Genomic DNA, 16,106 nt, shown 5'->3' with positions numbered 1-16,106 from the left:
TACGACGACAGCGACCAAAGTAGCTGCCGCGCGAGACCTACGGCCGACGCGGCCCCCGTGACCCGTGGACGACGCTGGGGACCATGAAAATGGTGCTGACGCTGCTCGGCTGGCTGCTGCTCCTGCAGGGAGTGGGTGGCCTGCTGAACACCCTGTTCGGTTGGTGGCGGTGGGCGCACGACCTGCTGGTGGTCAACCGGCTGCCGTTCCTGGAGGGCTACGAGGTGTTCGCGGCCATCGTGATCGGCGTGCTCGGGTTCGTGCTGCTGGCCGTGGTCGACTCGGGCAAGAACGCGGAGAGCGGCAGATGAACGCGGGCACGCCGGCCGGGCTGCGGCCGCCGCGCAACCAGGCCGATCCGCGGGCGGTCGCCTGGTGGACCGTTCAGGGGCTGATCCTGTTGGTGCCGGTGGCCGCCGCCGCGGTGGCGGCGTACTGGATCCTCACCTCGCGGCCGGTCTGGCTGGGGGCGTGCGTGGCGCTCTTCGCGGCGGGCTGCGTGGCGCTGGCGGTCCTGGCGCCGCGGGCCACCTACCGGGTGGAGCGTTGGGAGGTCACCGACCAGGCGGTCTACACCCGTAAAGGGTGGCTGACCCACACCTGGCGGGTGGCGCCGATGTCGCGGATCCAGCGGGTCGACACCGCGCGGGGGCCGGTGCAGCGATTGTTCGGGCTGGCGGACGTCACGGTGACCACGGCCTCCTCCGCGGGGGCCATCAAGATCGAGGCGCTGGACCACGCGGTGGCGGCCGAGCTGGCCGAGCGCCTCACCGCCCTCACCCAGGCCACGCCGGGGGACGCCACGTGAACGACGACCCCTTTCTTGGGGAGGGCTGGCGGCGGCTGGCGGGGCGGAGCCTCCTGGCCTCGGCGGTCAAGTCGCTGGCGATCGTCGCCGGCGTGGTGGCCGGTCTCCTGCGCTTCCTGACGAGCCGGGACTGGCCGATCGGCGGGATCGCGGCGGTCTGCGCGGCGGCCGCGATGCTGGTCGTCTCCGCCGTGGTGGCGTATGACGTGGCCAGGCTCCGTACGACGCGCTGGCGGCTCACCCGGGAACGCCTCGAACTGCGCTCGGGCATCACTCTCCGCCGGCACCGCTCGATCCCGCTGGACCGGGTCCGCAGCGTGAACCTGCGGGCCGACCCGGTGGCGCGGGTGTTCGGCCTGACCGTGGTCAAGGTGGGCACGGGCGAGCACGCGGCCGAGGGGACCGAGCTCGTGCTCGACCCGCTGGCCAGGCACGAGGCGGAGTCGCTGCGCCGTACCCTGCTGCGCCAGGACGAGCGGCCCGCGCCCGGCGACGGGCCGCTGGCGGAGCTGCGCTGGTCGTGGATCCGGTACGCGCCGCTGTCGCTGTGGTCGTTCACGGGGGCCGCGCTGGTGCTCGGGGCGCTCTACAAGGCGCTGAACTCGTTCGGGGCCAAGAGGCTCGTCACAGAGGCGGCCGACGGGCTGTGGGACTGGGTGACGGCGCGGCCGCTGGTGGCGGTCCCGCTGATCCTCGCGGTGAACCTGGCCGTCGGCGTCCTGGGCGCCGTCCTGCTGTTCGCCGAGTCGTGGGGACGTTACCGGCTGGAACGCGAGCCCGGCCGCCTCCGCCTCCACCGCGGCCTGCTGACCACCCGGTCCCTGACCCTGGAGGAGCGCAGGCTGCGCGGCGTGGAGATCAGCGAGCCGCTGCTGCTGAGGCTGGGCGGCGGGGCCCGCGTCAAGACCATCGCCACGGGGCTCGGCAAGGCGGACGAGCACGAGACCGAGGACGCCGCCGCCCTCACCCCTCCCCTCCCCCGCGCCCTGGCCTGGTCCCTCGCCACCAAGATCGCCAACATCCCCGCCGCACCACCGGCTCCCGCCACACCCCGGACGGATGTGCTCGGGCATGCCACGCCCGTGGACGCGCCCTGGCCGACGGCGGGCGTCACCGGCCACGGCACGGCCCCGGGCCGGCACCGGGCGACCGAGCGTGACGCGGGCGAAGCCGCCGGGCCGGACGCCGGCGCGGGCGGGCTGGGGATGGGTGCGCTGGTGCCGCATCGGGCGGCGGCCGGGCGGCGGCGGATCGTGCGGGCGCTGGTGACGGTGGCCGTGCTGGCCGCGGCCGCCGGCCTGGCGTCCTGGCTGCTGCCGTGGCAGTGGTCGCGGGCCGCCGTCTGGGCGATCCCCGCGCTGGCGCTGCCGTTCGGGATGTGGCTGGCCGTGGAGAGCGCCAGAAACCTCGGCCACGCGCTCGGCCGCCGCCACCTCGTCGCGAGGCAGGGCGCGGTGGTACGCAGGACGATCGCGCTCGACCGCAGAGGCGTCTCCGGCTGGACGATCACCGAGTCGTACTTCCAGCGCCGCAGCGGCCTGCTGACCGTCTCCGCCGCCACCGCCGCGGGCAAGGGCCACTACGACGTGGTGGACGTGGACCGCGGCGACGGCCTGGAGCTGGCGGCGCGGGCGGTTCCGGGCCTGCTCGAACCGTTCCTGGTCAGGGAAAAGAAGTGAGCCGCGTGATCCCCCTCGGTTTGCCCATGCCCCTGTACTGGACAAACGTGATCGCGCGGCTCAGGTCCTGCAAGACATAAAGGTATTTGTCGCGCTTGCAAGCGGGTTGCAGCTCCATTAACCGTTGACAGGATGATCCGTCAGGGGGATGTTTCCCGCGCGCGGCCGTCACCGAGGAGGGGCGCCACGCCCCTCCTCGACCGGGTCTGCTCAGCTGCCCGCGGGCTGCTTCGCCAGTTGGGCCATGAACGCCTCGGCCACGGTGACCACGCCGTCCATCGCCTCCTTCTGCGGCATGAACACGACCTTGGGCGAGGTGGCCGGCTCCTTCTCGGGCCGCTGGTGGCCGGAGAAGTCGATCCTGACGACCACCGGGCCCTTGCGCATCAGCACCGTGCCGGTGGACGCGGAGACCTCGCGGCTGTGCCGGTTCTGGATGAACTGCTGGTACGCCTGATCGCCCATCCCCTTGAGATCGGTGAGCTTGCCCCAGGAGATGCCGCCGATGGACGACTCCTCGAACTGCTTGTCGCCGCCCCGCTCGCTGGCGTAGTAGCTCACGGCCGCGCCCTCGTCGGCGGCGCCCGCCCGGTTGGTGAACCGGCGCACGGTGATCAGGACGCTGCGGATCTTCCTGATCCCCTCGCCCGCCCCGGGCACGTCCAGGTTGAGCCAGCGGCACTCGGTCTGGGCGTCGGAGCCGGCCTCGGTGCCGCGCGCCCTGGTGGTGGGCTCGGGCACGAGCCGCGTGGCCACCTCGGTCACGGCCCCGCACTCTCCGGGGAAGGCCGCCAGGACGGTCGGCGAGGGCTCGGGGCTCGCACTCGCGCTCGCACTCGGCGAGGCGGGGGCCTGCGACGGCTCCGGCTCGGCCAGCACGTTCGGGTGCTGCGCCTGCCAGGCCGCCATGCCCTTGGCGAAGAAGCCGGCCAGCCGGCTCACCTCGCGGATCGCGTTGTCCTCGGTGATCGACTGCGTGGTCTCGCTGGTCAGGATCTCCGCATCCTTGCGCTGCTGGCCCGCCTGGTACTTGATCTCGATCGTCATGTCGCCGACCCGGGCGTTGGCCTGGCCGTAGGAGTACCACAGCAGCTTGCCGCTGCGACGCCAGGTGTACTGGGCGTGCGCGGCGTCACCGACGCCCTGGATCTCCTTGATCGGGGAGACGTACTCCTTCTCGTCGGGCTTGAGCGAGGGCTTGGCGGTCGCGGCGTACCTGTCGCCGCCGTAGTCGACCTCGTACGAGTTCTGCGCCATGGACCTGCCGGTCTTGGCGCCGTCGGCCTTGTGCTGTTCGATCCGGACGTCGATCTCCCTGCTGCGCCAGAACTCGCCGAACGAGATGCGCCGGTTCTCCCATTTGCAGGTGAAGGAGACCGTGTAATCGCCTTCCCTGGAGTCCTTGGTGACGGTCGCGCCGGGCACGAGCCGGTCGGCCTCCTCCGCGGACAGCATGGCGCACACGTCCAGGCCGACGGGCGCCGAGGAGGCGGCCCGCGACGGCCGCTCGCTCTGCGCCGCGGGCGGCTGGGAGGGGCGCGAGACCTTGCTGACCACGAAGTACGCGCCCACCCCGCCCATCGCGACCAGCACCACGATGGCGGCGGCCAGCGTGGGCAGCAGCCAGGCGGGCCGCCGGGGCGGCGGTGGCGGTGGCATCGGAGGCAGGGTCGGTGGCTGGTTGGGCGGCTGGGTGGGCGGCTCGAAGCGCCTGCCCGGCACCTGGTACGGGGTGGTGGACGGCTCCCACTCGCTGCCGGGGTTCACTGGGACTCCTGGGGTTGCCCTGACTTGCGGGGAAACATGCTAGTCATCCCCCTTGCAAGGTACTTGCAGCACTCCCGCCCATTCTGGCAGCGGCCCCTCCCCGACGGCGCCCACTTCGAACGGCACGGTGCTCCGACGGGCTCACTTCGACAGGGCGGCCGAGACCAGACGGGCGACGGCGAGGGCGGGCTCCTTGTCCGCCGGGGCGCTGACCGGAACGTTCTCGCGGTGCCAGACCACCTCGCCGAGCACGTTGCTCGTGCGGAAGAGCACCGTGCTGTCGGACGAGCCCGTCGCGTCGCTGTTGATGTAGGCCTTGAAGCTGTTCTGGATGATCGCCGACTCCCCGACCCCCGGGACGTCGGAGACCGAGCCGCGGACCTCGCGCATCACGGTGCCCTCCGCGCCGGTGCGGCCGGTCTTCTCGCTGGCGAAGCGGCGCTGCGCCACCTGGGGGCCGCCGAGATCGCCGTCGGGCCGCTCCGCCCAGGCGCGGACGACGATACGGCGGCGGCCGTCCTCCCCGCCGTCACGCAGGATCCACTGGCACTCGCCCGGCCGGGTGGCCTCGCGCGACGGCTTGGCCTTCATGATCTGGGCCGCCTGCTCGTCGGTGAGCAGCTTGCAGGGATCGGGCGCCTTGGCGAACCTCCCGGTCTCAGCCTTGCCCAGTGCGCCCGCGGCGTACCAGCCGCCTGCTCCCAGTATCACGGCGGCGGCCAGCACGACGGGCACCAGCCACCGGCGGCGCCGGGGCACGGGGGCGGGTCCGGCCAGGGCGTTCAGCGCCTGGCGGACCTGGGCCGCCGTGGGGCGGGCCGCCGGGTTCTTGGCGAGCATGGCCATGAGCAGGCCGCCGAAGTCGCGGCCCGCCCGGACCGGCAACGGCGGCTCGTGCAGCAGCACCGCCGCCGTCACCGCCGCGGGCAGCGCCCGCTCGAACGGCGCGCGCCCCTCCACCGCGGTGTAGAGGCTGGCGCCGAGCGACCACAGGTCGGACGCCGGGCTGGAGGGCTCCTCGTTGAGCCGCTCGGGCGCCATGTAGCCGGGCGAGCCCGCGCCGCCGAACCTGCCGCCCTGACCGCCCATCGGCGTCGCGATGCCGAAGTCGGTGAGCATGGCGGAGCCGTCGAAGTCGAGCAGGATGTTCGCGGGCTTGACGTCCTGGTGGAGCATCCCGTGGGCGTGGGCGACCTCCAGCGCCGACAGCACGCGCAGCCCGACCGCGGCCACGAACCCGGGCGGCAGCGGCCCCTGATCCTTGATCACCTTGTCCAGCGAGCGGCCGGTGACCAGGTCCATGATGATCCACGGCTGGCCGCCCTCCAGGACGACGTCGTGCACCAGCACGATCGCCGGGTCGCGCAGCCGTCCGGCCGACCTGGCCTCGTGGATCGCCATGTCGGCGAACTCGGCCCGCTCCCGCGGGGTGAGCCCCTCCGGCACGCGTACCTGCTTGGCCGCGACCTGACGGTCGAGGATCTCGTCGATGGCCCGCCACACCGTGCCCGCGCCGCCCTGTCCGAGCCGCTCGATGAGACGGTAGCGGCCGGCCAGCAGATAGAGGTCATCCGGCATTGCGCAACGCCTGCTCGCTCGTCTGCGCCGCTTTCAGCGCCCGCTGCTTGATCTCCTCGTCGGTGGGTTTGTCCCCGAGGGTGGTGAACTGCACGGTGACCACCAGGTTGGCCAGGCGGTAGTAGATCTGGGAGGTGTGCACGCGGCCCGTGGGGCCCTTCAGCTCGAAGCCGAACGCCTCCTCGCCGACACCGGCGATCTCGCGGACCGAGGTGCGCGTGGCCCGCTGCGAGGTCTTCGCGCCGATCTCGTCCCAGGTCCAGTCGACCGTGCCGGTCCTCGTCCACCAGGTCTTCTGGCCCTTGAAGAGCGCGCCGGCCGTGGCCGGGGTCATCGACCACGGGTCGACGGTGTCGGAGTCCTTCTGCACCTGCAGGCCCACACCCGTGTTGGCGAGCGTCCAGCCGCACTTGGGGCCGTCGCCGTCGGCGCTCGCCTGCGCCTTGGGCGGGCTCTGCGTACGCAGCAGCGCGCCCACCTCCTCCTGGCTGATCAGCTTGCACACGTCCATGGGCACGGTGAACGCGTCCGGCACCGCGCCCGCCCGGTCCCTGAGGACGAGGAAGGCGGTCGCGCCGCCCGCGCCGAGCACGAGCGCCGTCGCCGCGGCGATCCAGATCGCGGCCCTGCCGGGCCGCTTGACCCTGGTCGGCGCGGTCACGTCCTGGTTGACGGGCAGATGCGGGGCATGCCCGCCGGCGGCCACCTGCCGGAGCGCGGACACGATCACCCGAGGATCGGGGCGGGCGGCCGGCTGGTGCGCCATCATGGCCGCCAGCAGCGGCCCCAGCGGCCCCGGAGCGGCCGGTACGGGCTCCGTCAGCGTGGCCCGCACCCGCTGGGCCGCCGACCCCCCGTAGGCCGGCGCGCCCGTCAGCGCGACGTAGAGCGTGGCGCCGAGCGACCACACGTCGCTGGCGGGCCCGCCCGGCTCGCCGGCCAGCCGCTCGGGCGCGATGAACCCGGGCGAGCCGATCATCAGCCCCTGCTCGGTGAGCGTGGCCTGGCCCTCCTGCCGGGCGATGCCGAAGTCGGTGAGGACCACCCGCCCGCTCTCGGTCAGGAACACGTTGCCCGGCTTGACGTCGCGGTGCTGCATCCCCAGCGCGTGTGCCGCGATCAACGCCTCCAGCACGTCGGCGCCGACCCGCGCGGCATGATCGGCCGGCATGGGTCCGAACTCGCGGACCGTCTCACCCAGCGTGCGGCCCCGCAGCAGCTCCATGACCAGCCAGGGCCGCTCCTGCTCGACGACCACGTCGTGCAGCGCCACGATGCCGGGATGGCGCAGCCGCGCCGTGGCCTGCGCCTCGCGCACGGCCCGCATCACCGAGTCGGAGCGCTCCTTGGGCGACATGCCCTCGGCCAGCGTGAGCTCCTTGACCGCCACCTCGCGGTCGAGCATCTCGTCCCTGGCCAGCCACACCTTCCCCATGCCGCCCGCGCCGAGCGGGCGCAACAGGGCATAGCGGCCGGCAAGTCTTCCCGAGGACATACAGGGAAGGGTAACTAAGGATCAAGAGCGGTGGTTATTCGTTCCTGTCGGTCTCCCTCTCTATGGTCTTGGAACGTGGACGTGGTTCAAGGCACTCTCGACGAGCTCGGCACTCCGCTGAGCGAGGTCACTTTCGTCGTTTTCGACCTCGAGACGACCGGCGGCGCCCCGTCCGAGGACGCCATCACCGAGATCGGCGCGGTCAAGGTGCGGGCGGGCGAGGTGCTGGGCGAGTTCTCGACGCTGGTCGACCCAGGAGGGCCGATCCCGCCGTTCATCTCGGTGCTGACCGGCATCACCGACGCGATGGTCGTGGCCGCGCCGCGGATCGAGGCGGTGCTGCCGAGCTTCCTGGAGTTCATCCGCGGGGCCACGCTGGTGGCCCACAACGCCGGCTTCGACACCCGCTTCGTCAAGGCCGCCTGCGCCGCCCACGGCTATCCTCCGCCGGCCAATCCGGTCGTCGACACCGTCGACCTGGCCCGCCGCGTGCTGACCCGCGACGAGGTGCCCAACGCCAAGCTGGCGACGCTGGCGAGGTTCTTCCGCAGCTCCACCGAGCCGTGCCACCGTGCCCTGCAGGACGCCAGGGCCACCGTCGAGGTGCTGCACGGGCTGATCGAGCGGGCCGGCTCGTTCCAGGTGCACACGCTCGAGGAGCTCAAGTCGTTCGTCCGCGCCCCCACGCCGGAGCAGCAGCGCAAGCGCCACCTGGCCGATTCGGTGCCGCACGCCCCCGGGGTCTACTTCTTCGAGGACGAGCGCGGCGAGGTCCTCTACATCGGCAAGAGCACCAACCTGCGCAACCGCGTACGCTCCTACTTCACCGCGGGCGAGACCCGCCCGCGCATCCGCGAGATGATCGGCATCGCCGAGCGGGTGCGCCACGTCGTCTGCGCGACCGCCCTGGAGGCGGAGGTCAGGGAGCTGCGCCTGATCGGCGGCGCCAAGCCGCGCTACAACCGCCGTTCCCGCTTTCCCGAGAAGGTGGTCTGGCTCAAGCTCACCACCGAGGCGTTCCCGCGGCTGTCGATCGTCCGCGAGCTCAAGGACGACGGGGCCACCTACCTCGGCCCGTTCGGCAGTGCCCGGCTGGCCGACGAGGCCCGCATCGCCCTGCACGAGGCGGTCCCCCTGCGCCAGTGCACCCAGCCCGTCACGCTGCGCACCCGGCGGGCGGCCTGCGTGCTTCACGAGATGGGCCGCTGCGGCGCGCCCTGCGAGGGCAAGGAGAGCCAGGAGGAATACGCGCTCCACGCGGAGAGCGCGCGCCGGGCCATGACGCTCGACGCCTCGCTCGTCTTCAGCGCCGTGTCGGCGCGCATGGAGCGGCTGTCGGTGGAGCAGCGCTACGAGGAGGCGTCGGTCGATCGCGACCGGCTGGCGGCCTTCGTCCGTACGGCGGCCCGCATGCAGCGCCTGAGCGCCATCACGCGCATCCCGCAGCTGGTGGCCGCCAGCCCGGCGTTCGGCGGCGGATGGGACATCCACGTCATCCGGTACGGGCGGCTGGCGGCGGCCGGGGTCATGCCGAAGGGCGCCCATCCGACCCCTTTCGTCGCCTCCCTCACGGCCACCGCCGAGGCGGTCATCCCGGGCGCCGGCCCGATCCACGCGGCCAGCGCCGAGGAGACCGAGTGCATCCTGCGCTGGCTGGAGTCGCCCGGGGTGCGGCTGGTGGAGGTGGAGGGCGAGTGGAGCCTGCCCGCCTGGGGCGCCGCCCGGCACAAGGCCCGCATCGACCTCGCGTACCGCCATCTTGATCAGCTCCGCAATCGGGAGGGGCGACCTTTGAGGTGAAACGATAGAGTTGATGCATGGTCACGGCTATCGTCCACATCAATGCAGAGGTAGACCGGATCCCGGAGGTCGCCCAGACGATCGCCGAGATCCAGGGGGTCAGCGAGGTCTACTCCATCACCGGCGAATACGACCTGCTGGCGATGGTGCGGGTGGCGGCGTACGAGGAGATCGCCGAGGTGGTCCCCGGGCGGATCAACAAGGTGGCCGGGGTGCTGCACACGGAGACGCACATCGCCTTCCGGGCCTACTCCAAGCACGACCTGGACGCCGCCTTCTCCATCGGCTTCCCCGAAGCCGACTGACCCACACGGGCCGACCCTCACACGGGCTGCCACACGCGGCTCGACCCCCACCGGCTGCCCCACGCGGGCTGACCTCATCGGTCGCGGCGGCCTGCCCGTCGATGCGCCGCCTCGAGACCTCTCGGGCTGAGCGCCCGCGACCAGCGCGACTTCCGGCGCCCGACCGCGCCGTCTTCCGGCGAGCCCGCCCCTCGGCCGTGTCTTCGGCCGGGGTCCCCCACCGCGTGCGAGCGCCTGTGACGACGCTCCCAGCCCCCGCCGGGCACGCCCGCGCATCCCAGGCACGGCACGCTCGCCGGACACCGTGGTCCCGCGGCGCGCTCCCCAGGCACGACACCCTCGCCGGGCGCCCAGGCCGCCTCTTCCCCGGCAACGCCCTCTTCCCCAGCAACGAGAACGGGATGAGACGGCGACGGGCCCGGACGAACGTGTCGTCCGGGCCCGTGCCGTATGTGGCGAGAGGTGATGTCAGTGCGTGAGGCTGCGGTCTTCCTCGCCACCGGAGCCGATGGCGGCGTGCTCTTCCTCGTGCCCGTGCCCGTGTCCCTCGTCCAGCGGGATCTTCTCCCCGCCGTACGCCTTCGACATGCGAGCGCGCAGCTTGCCGAGCGGACCGCGCATGCCCTTCGGCGGGATGCCCGCGGTGTCCTCGGCCACCGGCAGCATCGCCACCGGCTCCTTGCCCCGCACGTGGGCCTCAATGTCGTCCGCCGGCGGCGTGTGGACCTCGATGAACTCACCGTGCGGCAGCCGCTTGATGACGCCCGACTCCACGCCGTGCGAGACGACCGCGGCGTCGGAACGCTGCAGGCCGAGGCAGATGCGGTAGGTGATGATGTACGCCAGCGCCGGCGCGACGAAGACCAGCACCCGGCCGGCGTACGTCGTCACGTTGAGGCTGATGTGGAAGTTCGCCGAGATCTCGTCGTTGGCGCCCAGCAGCCAGAGCACGCCGTAGAACGTGATGGCCGACATGCCGATCGAGGTGCGGTGCGGGTTGTTGCGCGGCCGGTCCGCGACGTGGTGCTCGCGGTGGTCGCCCGTCACCCAGCGTTCGAGGAACGGGTAGAGCGCCAGGCCCGTCATGACGATGCCCATCGGCACCAGCGCCGGGATGATCACGCTCAGCGGCAGGGTGCCGGCATGGGAGGTGCCGAAGAGGTTGATCTCCCACGGCACCATGATGCGCAGCGCGCCTTCCAGGAAGCCCATGTAGAAGTCGGGCTGCGAACCCGCTGACACGTCGGCGGGCGTGTAGGGGCCGAACAGCCAGATCGGGTTGATCTGGGTGAACGTCGCCAGACCCGCCACCGTGGCCAGCGTGAACAGGAAGTACGCCCCCGCCTTCGCCATGAAGGCCGGGTAGAACGGCGCGCCGACCACGTTGTGGTTGTTGCGGCCCTTGCCCGGCATCTGCGTGTGCTTCTGCACCCACATGAGCACCATGTGAGCCGAGATGAGCGCCAGCAGGATGCCCGGGATGAGCAGGATGTGCAGCGAGTAGAACCGGGCGACGACATCCTCACCCGGATATTCCCCGCCGAACAGGAAGAACGTGATGTACGTGCCGACCAGCGGCAGCGAGATCGCCACACCCTCGGTGATCCGCAGACCGGCGCCGGAGAGCAGGTCGTCGGGGAGCGAGTAGCCGGTCAGACCCTCGGCGAGCGCCAGCGTCAGCAGCAGCACGCCGATGATCCAGTTGAGCTCGCGCGGCTTGCGGTAGGCGCCCGTGAAGAACACCCGCAGCATGTGGACCATCATGCCGGCCACGAACATCAGGGCCGCCCAGTGGTGCATCTGCCGGATGAGCAGACCACCCCGGACGTCGAAGCTGATCTCCAGCGACGACGCGTAGGCCTCCGACATCATGACGCCCTTGAGTGGCGCGTACGAGCCGTCGTAGGCGACCTCCATCATGCTGGGCTTGAACCAGAACGTCAGGAACGTACCGGTCAGCAGCAGGATGACGAACGAGTAGAGCGCGATCTCACCCAGCAGGAACGACCAGTGGTCCGGGAAGATCTTGCGCAGGTTGCGCTTGAGGAAATTGGCCCCGCCCAGGCGGTCGTCGAGGAATGTCGACGGCCCGGCGACGGCCTTGGGCACGGCGGTCAGATCGCTCATGCCTGGCCTCCCTTCTCCCTGGCCGCGCGCTCGGCGTCACCGCGTTCCCAGTAGCTCGGGCCGACCGGCACCTGGAAGTCGCCCTGGGCGATCAGGTAGCCCTCGGCGTCGACCGTGATCGGCAGCTGCGGCAGCGGCCTGGCGGCCGGACCGAAGATGACCTTCGCGCCGTCGGCCGCGTCGAACGTCGACTGGTGGCAGGGGCAGAGGATGTGGTGGGTGTTCTGCTCGTACAGGGCCGCGGGGCAGCCCACGTGCGTGCAGATCTTGGAGTACGCCACGATCCCGTCGTGCGTCCAGTTCTGCCGGACGCCGCTCTTGAGCTCCTCCGGGCGGAACTTGATCAGGATCAGCGTGGCCTTGGCGAGGGCGTTGAGGTCGTGCTGGTAGCCCTCGGGGACCACCGACAGGATGCCGCCGGGCGAGTTGAAGTCGGCGGCCCGGATGGGCTGGCCGGTGCCCTCGACGACGAGCCTGAGCGGCTTGCCCTCCTTGGTCTTCTCGCCCCAGACCGTGTGGCGCAGCAGCTTGTTGAACTTCGCGCCCGGCATCTTGCTGTTGTCGAGGTCGCGCAGCAGCACCACCGGCACGAGGCCGAGGGGCGCGGCGGCCAGCAGCAGCGTGCGGCGCATCAGCTTGCGCTTGACGAAGCCGCTCTCGTTGGCGCCCTGGACGAACGTGTCGGCGACCACCTCGCGGTCGTCCTCGGCGGAGGCCATCGGGTGGCGCTCCTGGACCAGGGAGTACTTCGGCATGATCATGCGTACCCAGATCACGATGCCGATCGCCAGTCCCAGGATCGCCACGGTCAGCGAGGTGCCCAGCGCGAAGTTGGACACTCCGGTCGCCTCGGGGCTGCCGACCTGGAAGACCACGTAGGAGATGATGAACGCGATCGCGGCCAGGAACGTGATCGTGAAGCAGAGCGCCACGATCTTCTCGGCCTTGCGGGCCTTGCTCTCGTCCGGCAGCGTGACGCCGGGGACGTCCTTCTCGACGTCCGGGGCCTCCGCGGTGCCGAGCATCGAGGTGCCCGGCGCGGGGGTGCCGATGACGCGCTTGGGTACGCGCTCATCGGGCTGCTCGATCTCGTGCTCGTTGTCTGTCATGACTTCTGTCGCTTCTTCGCGGTGATCCAGATGGCGGCGAGTGCGAGGACACTGAGGCCTGCGATCCACGCTACGAGACCTTCGGTCACCGGGCCAATGCGCCCGAGGCCGAAACCTCCCGGGTCCTTCTGCGCGCGGACCTGCGTGATGTAGGCGATCATGCTGCGCTTCTCTTCGGGCGTGATGGTCGAGTCGTTGAAGACCGGCATCGCCTGCGGGCCGGTGACCATCGCCTCGTAGATCTGGGTGGGGGTCGCCGAGTTGAGGTTGGGGGCGTACTTGCCCTGCGTCAGGGCTCCACCGGCACCGACCCAGTTGTGACACTGGATGCAGTTGGCGCGGAACAGCTCGCCGCCCTTGCCGGCGTCGCCGAGCTTGGCGTCGACCTGCTCCTGGCCCGGGACCTGCGGGCCGCCGCCGAGCGACTGCACGTAGGCGCCGATCTGCCTGATCTTCGTCTCGTCGACCCAGGGCGCCATCGGCTTGCGCGGCGCCTGCGGACCCGGGTTGGCGGCGGGCATGCGGCCGGTGCCCATCTGGAAGTCGACCGCCGCGGCGCCGACGCCGACGAGCGTGGGCGCCGTCTTGGTGCCCTCCGCGTTCATGCCGTGGCAGCTGGAGCAGTGCTTGACGAACAAGCTCCTGCCCTCGGACACGTCATCGACCTTGCCTGCCGCCAGTGCCGCGTCGGCAGGCTTACCCGCCTGGACAAAGGCGGCGTATACCATCCCGACCAGCGCCAACGCCAAAATCAGGACGGCATATCTCGCGAGGGGATGCCGCCGCCAAGCGGTGATCCTAGTCACAGAGATCCCGTTCCTTAACGAATGATGTAGATGGTCGCGAAAAGACCAATCCAGACGACGTCTACGAAGTGCCAGTAGTAGGACACGACGATCGCGCTGGTGGCCTGCTCATGCGTGAAGCGCTTCGCGGCGTACGTGCGTCCCAGCATGAACAGGAACGCGAATAGGCCACCGGTCACGTGCAGGCCGTGGAAGCCCGTCGTCAGGTAGAACACCGAGGTGTAAGGGTTGGCGGACAAGGTCGCGCCCTCTGATGCCAGCTCGCCGTACTCGTACAGCTGCCCGGCCACGAAGACCGCGCCCATGAGGAAGCTGACGATGTACCAGAAGCGGAGCTTGCCGACCTGCCCCTTCTCCGCGGCCCACACGCCCAGCTGGCACGTCACACTCGACAGAACCAGGATGATCGTGTTGGCCGTCGCGAACGGGATGTTCAGGTGAGCGCCCTCGGCGGCCTCCAGGCCGACCTTGTGGAAGGCGGGGCCCCAATCGAAGCCGTTGCCCACGCTCACCGACCGGATGGTGAAGTACATCGCGAACAGCGCCGCGAAGAACATGAGCTCAGAGGACAGCCAGACGATCGTCCCGACACTGACCAGATTGGGTCTGCGGTACGACTGTGCTGTCGTCGTCGAAGTTATTGCGGATGCTGTCGCCACGGGCAGCATTATTGCGGCTTCGGTGGTCGGTCCCGCGCACGACCCCCCGGTTAGCAGGTACAAACCGGGAGGCAACCTGGGAGAATCGCCTCAAAACCCCCTGTCAGGCATGGTGGCCTGGGAATGCACACCGGCGCACCGGTACGATCCGAGGTGACCATACTGCTACAAGGGATAGCGAGCGCGACAGTGACCTCCACTGGGAGCACCGACGACACGATGAGGGTCCTCGTCTACAGCGACGACGCCGCCACCAGGGCCGAGGTGATCCAGGCCATCGGCAGGCGCCCCGCCGCCGACGTACCCCTCGTGGAGATCGTGGAATGCGCCACCGAGCCCAAGGTCCACCAGTGGCTGGGCTCGGGCGAGATCGACGTGGCCGTCCTCGACGGCGAGACGCAGCCCGCGGGCGGCATGGGCGTCTCCCGCCAGGCCAAGGACGAGGTCTACGACTGCCCGCCCATCTGCCTGATCATCGCCAGGCGCGACGACCGCTGGCTGGCCGACTGGTCCAAGGCCGACGCCGTGGTGCCGCAGCCGCTGGAGCCCATGGTCCTGGCCGACACCGTGGCCGACCTCATGCGCCGCCGCTCCTCGACCCGACTCAACGCTAAGTAGGTGCCCATGGACTCCCGGACGACCTGGCCCACCCTGCTGTCCGCTCTCCTGTCCGGAGAGCACCTCACCTCCGACGAGTCGGCCTGGGCGATGCGGGAGATCATGTCCGGCGCCGCGACGCCGTCCCAGATCGCCGGCTTCGTGGTGGCGTTGCGCGCCAAGGGCGAGACGGTGGCCGAGGTCGTGGGCCTGGCCCGCACCATGCTGGATCTGGCCACGCCGCTGAGCGTGGAGGGGCCCGTGGTCGACGTGGTCGGCACGGGAGGCGACCGCGCCCACACGGTCAACGTCTCGACGATGGCCGCCATCGTGGCCGCCGCCGCGGGCGCCCGGGTCGTCAAGCACGGCAACCGCGCCGCCTCGTCCTCGTGCGGCGCCGCCGACGTCCTGGAGCACCTGGGCATCCGGCTCGACCTCACGCCGGAGCAGACGGCGCGGGTGGCCGAGCAGGCGGGCATCGCCTTCTGCTTCGCCCCGGTCTACCACCCCGCGCTGCGCTTCGCCGGGCCGACGCGCAAGGAGATCGGCGTACCCACGATCTTCAACTTCCTCGGCCCGCTCACCAACCCGGCCCGCCCGGCCGCCCAGGCCATCGGCGTCTTCGACGCCAAGATGCTGCCCGTGCTGGCGGGCGTCTTCGCCGAGCGCGGCGTCAGCGCGCTGGTGTTCCGCGGCGACGACGGGCTCGACGAGCTGACCATCGCGGACACCTCGACGGTCTGGGTGGTCAAGGAGGGCACGGCCACGCAGACGACCTTCGACCCGTCCGTGCTCGGCATCCCGCGCGCCGACGTGGGCGCGCTGCGGGGCGGGGACGTGGCCTTCAACGCCCAGGCCGTGCACGACCTGCTGCAGGGGAAGACGGGGCCGGTGCGCGACGCCGTCCTGCTCAACGCCGCCGCGGCCCTGGTGGCCCTCAACGGGCCGGGCGACGACCTCGACGCCGCCATGACCGGCGGCTACGCCCGCGCGGTCCAGGCCGTCGACTCCGGCGCGGCCGCCGCCACCCTCGACCGCTGGATCGAGGTCAGCGCCACCGTCAACGGCGCCTGACCGCCCATTTCGAGGCGCGCCCCGGCCGAGGGGCGCGCCTCCCTCTGGAAGTACGCCCTCCGTCCGCTCGCCGCTGAGGCGCGCACGCCGCCGCAGCGCCGGGGTCCGTACGACGGCGCGGGGAGCGGATCGGAGCAGCGGCCGGCCAGTAGCTTCACCCTCGCCAGGCTCTCCCCCGCGGGCGGCCGCCCCCGTCCCGTCCCTCAGCGCCACGCAGACGGCCTGACCCTTCCCGCCCCCCGGGACGCATCACTTGGACGACGTCGCGGCGCTGAGGCGCGCACAGCGGCGCGGAGAGCGGG

At 71.2% G+C, this 16,106-nt stretch carries 14 protein-coding genes; 7 read left to right on the top strand and 7 right to left on the bottom strand.

All coding sequences use genetic code 11. The features are described 5' to 3' along the window. Positions 1–83 precede the first annotated feature (83 nt). Genes ACIHFD_RS06855 through ACIHFD_RS06845 form a run of 3 tightly spaced genes read left to right on the top strand, consistent with a single transcriptional unit; the run spans position 84 to position 2,487 of the window. Positions 84–311, top strand: coding sequence for a hypothetical protein (locus ACIHFD_RS06855; RefSeq protein WP_350728950.1), 228 nt, complete (start codon positions 84–86; stop codon positions 309–311). Beyond that, positions 308–808 (top strand): PH domain-containing protein, encoded by a 501-nt coding sequence (locus ACIHFD_RS06850; protein WP_350728948.1) that lies wholly within the window; start codon positions 308–310, stop codon positions 806–808. Before ACIHFD_RS06855 ends, ACIHFD_RS06850 begins: the two co-directional genes overlap by 4 nt. Continuing rightward, the gene (locus tag ACIHFD_RS06845; RefSeq protein WP_397365941.1) at positions 805–2,487 is read left to right on the top strand and encodes a PH domain-containing protein; all 1,683 of its coding nucleotides are present in this window, start codon (positions 805–807) and stop codon (positions 2,485–2,487) included. Before ACIHFD_RS06850 ends, ACIHFD_RS06845 begins: the two co-directional genes overlap by 4 nt. 210 nt (positions 2,488–2,697) lie before the next feature. On the opposite strand, the gene ACIHFD_RS06840 is transcribed toward ACIHFD_RS06845, so the two are convergent. The 3 genes from ACIHFD_RS06840 to ACIHFD_RS06830 all read right to left on the bottom strand — a co-directional run bounded on the left by ACIHFD_RS06840 (position 2,698) and on the right by ACIHFD_RS06830 (position 7,327). Next, positions 2,698–4,254, bottom strand: a complete 1,557-nt coding sequence (locus ACIHFD_RS06840; RefSeq protein ID WP_397365940.1) for a hypothetical protein — start codon at positions 4,252–4,254, stop codon at positions 2,698–2,700. Positions 4,255–4,395: 141 nt separating this feature from the next. Next, the gene (locus ACIHFD_RS06835; RefSeq protein WP_397365938.1) at positions 4,396–5,832 is read right to left on the bottom strand and encodes a serine/threonine-protein kinase; all 1,437 of its coding nucleotides are present in this window, start codon (positions 5,830–5,832) and stop codon (positions 4,396–4,398) included. Then, the gene (locus ACIHFD_RS06830) at positions 5,822–7,327 is read right to left on the bottom strand and encodes a serine/threonine-protein kinase (protein WP_397365937.1); all 1,506 of its coding nucleotides are present in this window, start codon (positions 7,325–7,327) and stop codon (positions 5,822–5,824) included. Before ACIHFD_RS06830 ends, ACIHFD_RS06835 begins: the two co-directional genes overlap by 11 nt. 75 nt (positions 7,328–7,402) lie before the next feature. On the opposite strand from ACIHFD_RS06830, the gene ACIHFD_RS06825 reads away from it, so the two are divergent. Together ACIHFD_RS06825 and ACIHFD_RS06820 are read left to right on the top strand one after the other, a co-directional pair. Further along, entirely contained in the window at positions 7,403–9,127 is a 1,725-nt protein-coding gene (locus tag ACIHFD_RS06825) for a DEDD exonuclease domain-containing protein (protein WP_397365936.1), read from the top strand. A 17-nt stretch (positions 9,128–9,144) separates the two neighbouring features. Then, the gene (locus ACIHFD_RS06820; RefSeq protein ID WP_080041188.1) at positions 9,145–9,432 is read left to right on the top strand and encodes an Lrp/AsnC family transcriptional regulator; all 288 of its coding nucleotides are present in this window, start codon (positions 9,145–9,147) and stop codon (positions 9,430–9,432) included. Positions 9,433–9,900: 468 nt separating this feature from the next. Here the strand turns inward: ACIHFD_RS06820 and ACIHFD_RS06815 are convergent, their stop codons facing one another. From ACIHFD_RS06815 to ACIHFD_RS06800, 4 genes are read right to left on the bottom strand one after another with little or no spacing between them, the layout of a single operon-like run. Further along, on the bottom strand, positions 9,901–11,559 hold the full coding sequence (locus ACIHFD_RS06815) for a cytochrome bc complex cytochrome b subunit (RefSeq protein WP_397365935.1): 1,659 nt from the start codon (positions 11,557–11,559) through the stop codon (positions 9,901–9,903). Beyond that, entirely contained in the window at positions 11,556–12,668 is a 1,113-nt protein-coding gene (locus ACIHFD_RS06810; protein ID WP_350728937.1) for a Rieske 2Fe-2S domain-containing protein, read from the bottom strand. Before ACIHFD_RS06810 ends, ACIHFD_RS06815 begins: the two co-directional genes overlap by 4 nt. After that, positions 12,665–13,474 (bottom strand): c-type cytochrome, encoded by an 810-nt coding sequence (locus tag ACIHFD_RS06805; RefSeq protein ID WP_397365934.1) that lies wholly within the window; start codon positions 13,472–13,474, stop codon positions 12,665–12,667. The genes ACIHFD_RS06810 and ACIHFD_RS06805 overlap by 4 nt, the downstream gene beginning before the upstream one ends. Before the next feature lie 14 nt (positions 13,475–13,488). After that, complete coding sequence (locus ACIHFD_RS06800) at positions 13,489–14,142, bottom strand: heme-copper oxidase subunit III (protein ID WP_350728934.1); 654 nt, start codon at positions 14,140–14,142, stop codon at positions 13,489–13,491. Positions 14,143–14,352: 210 nt separating this feature from the next. Between ACIHFD_RS06800 and ACIHFD_RS06795 the strand changes: the two genes are divergently transcribed. Both ACIHFD_RS06795 and trpD read left to right on the top strand, forming a co-directional pair. Then, on the top strand, positions 14,353–14,751 hold the full coding sequence (locus ACIHFD_RS06795) for a hypothetical protein (RefSeq protein ID WP_090930538.1): 399 nt from the start codon (positions 14,353–14,355) through the stop codon (positions 14,749–14,751). Positions 14,752–14,757: 6 nt separating this feature from the next. Further along, positions 14,758–15,804, top strand: coding sequence for an anthranilate phosphoribosyltransferase (gene trpD / locus ACIHFD_RS06790; RefSeq protein ID WP_397365933.1), 1,047 nt, complete (start codon positions 14,758–14,760; stop codon positions 15,802–15,804). Positions 15,805–16,106 lie beyond the last annotated feature (302 nt).

This window comes from Nonomuraea sp. NPDC051941 (assembly GCF_044593615.1).
This window is presented reverse-complemented; position numbering and strand designations above follow the sequence as displayed.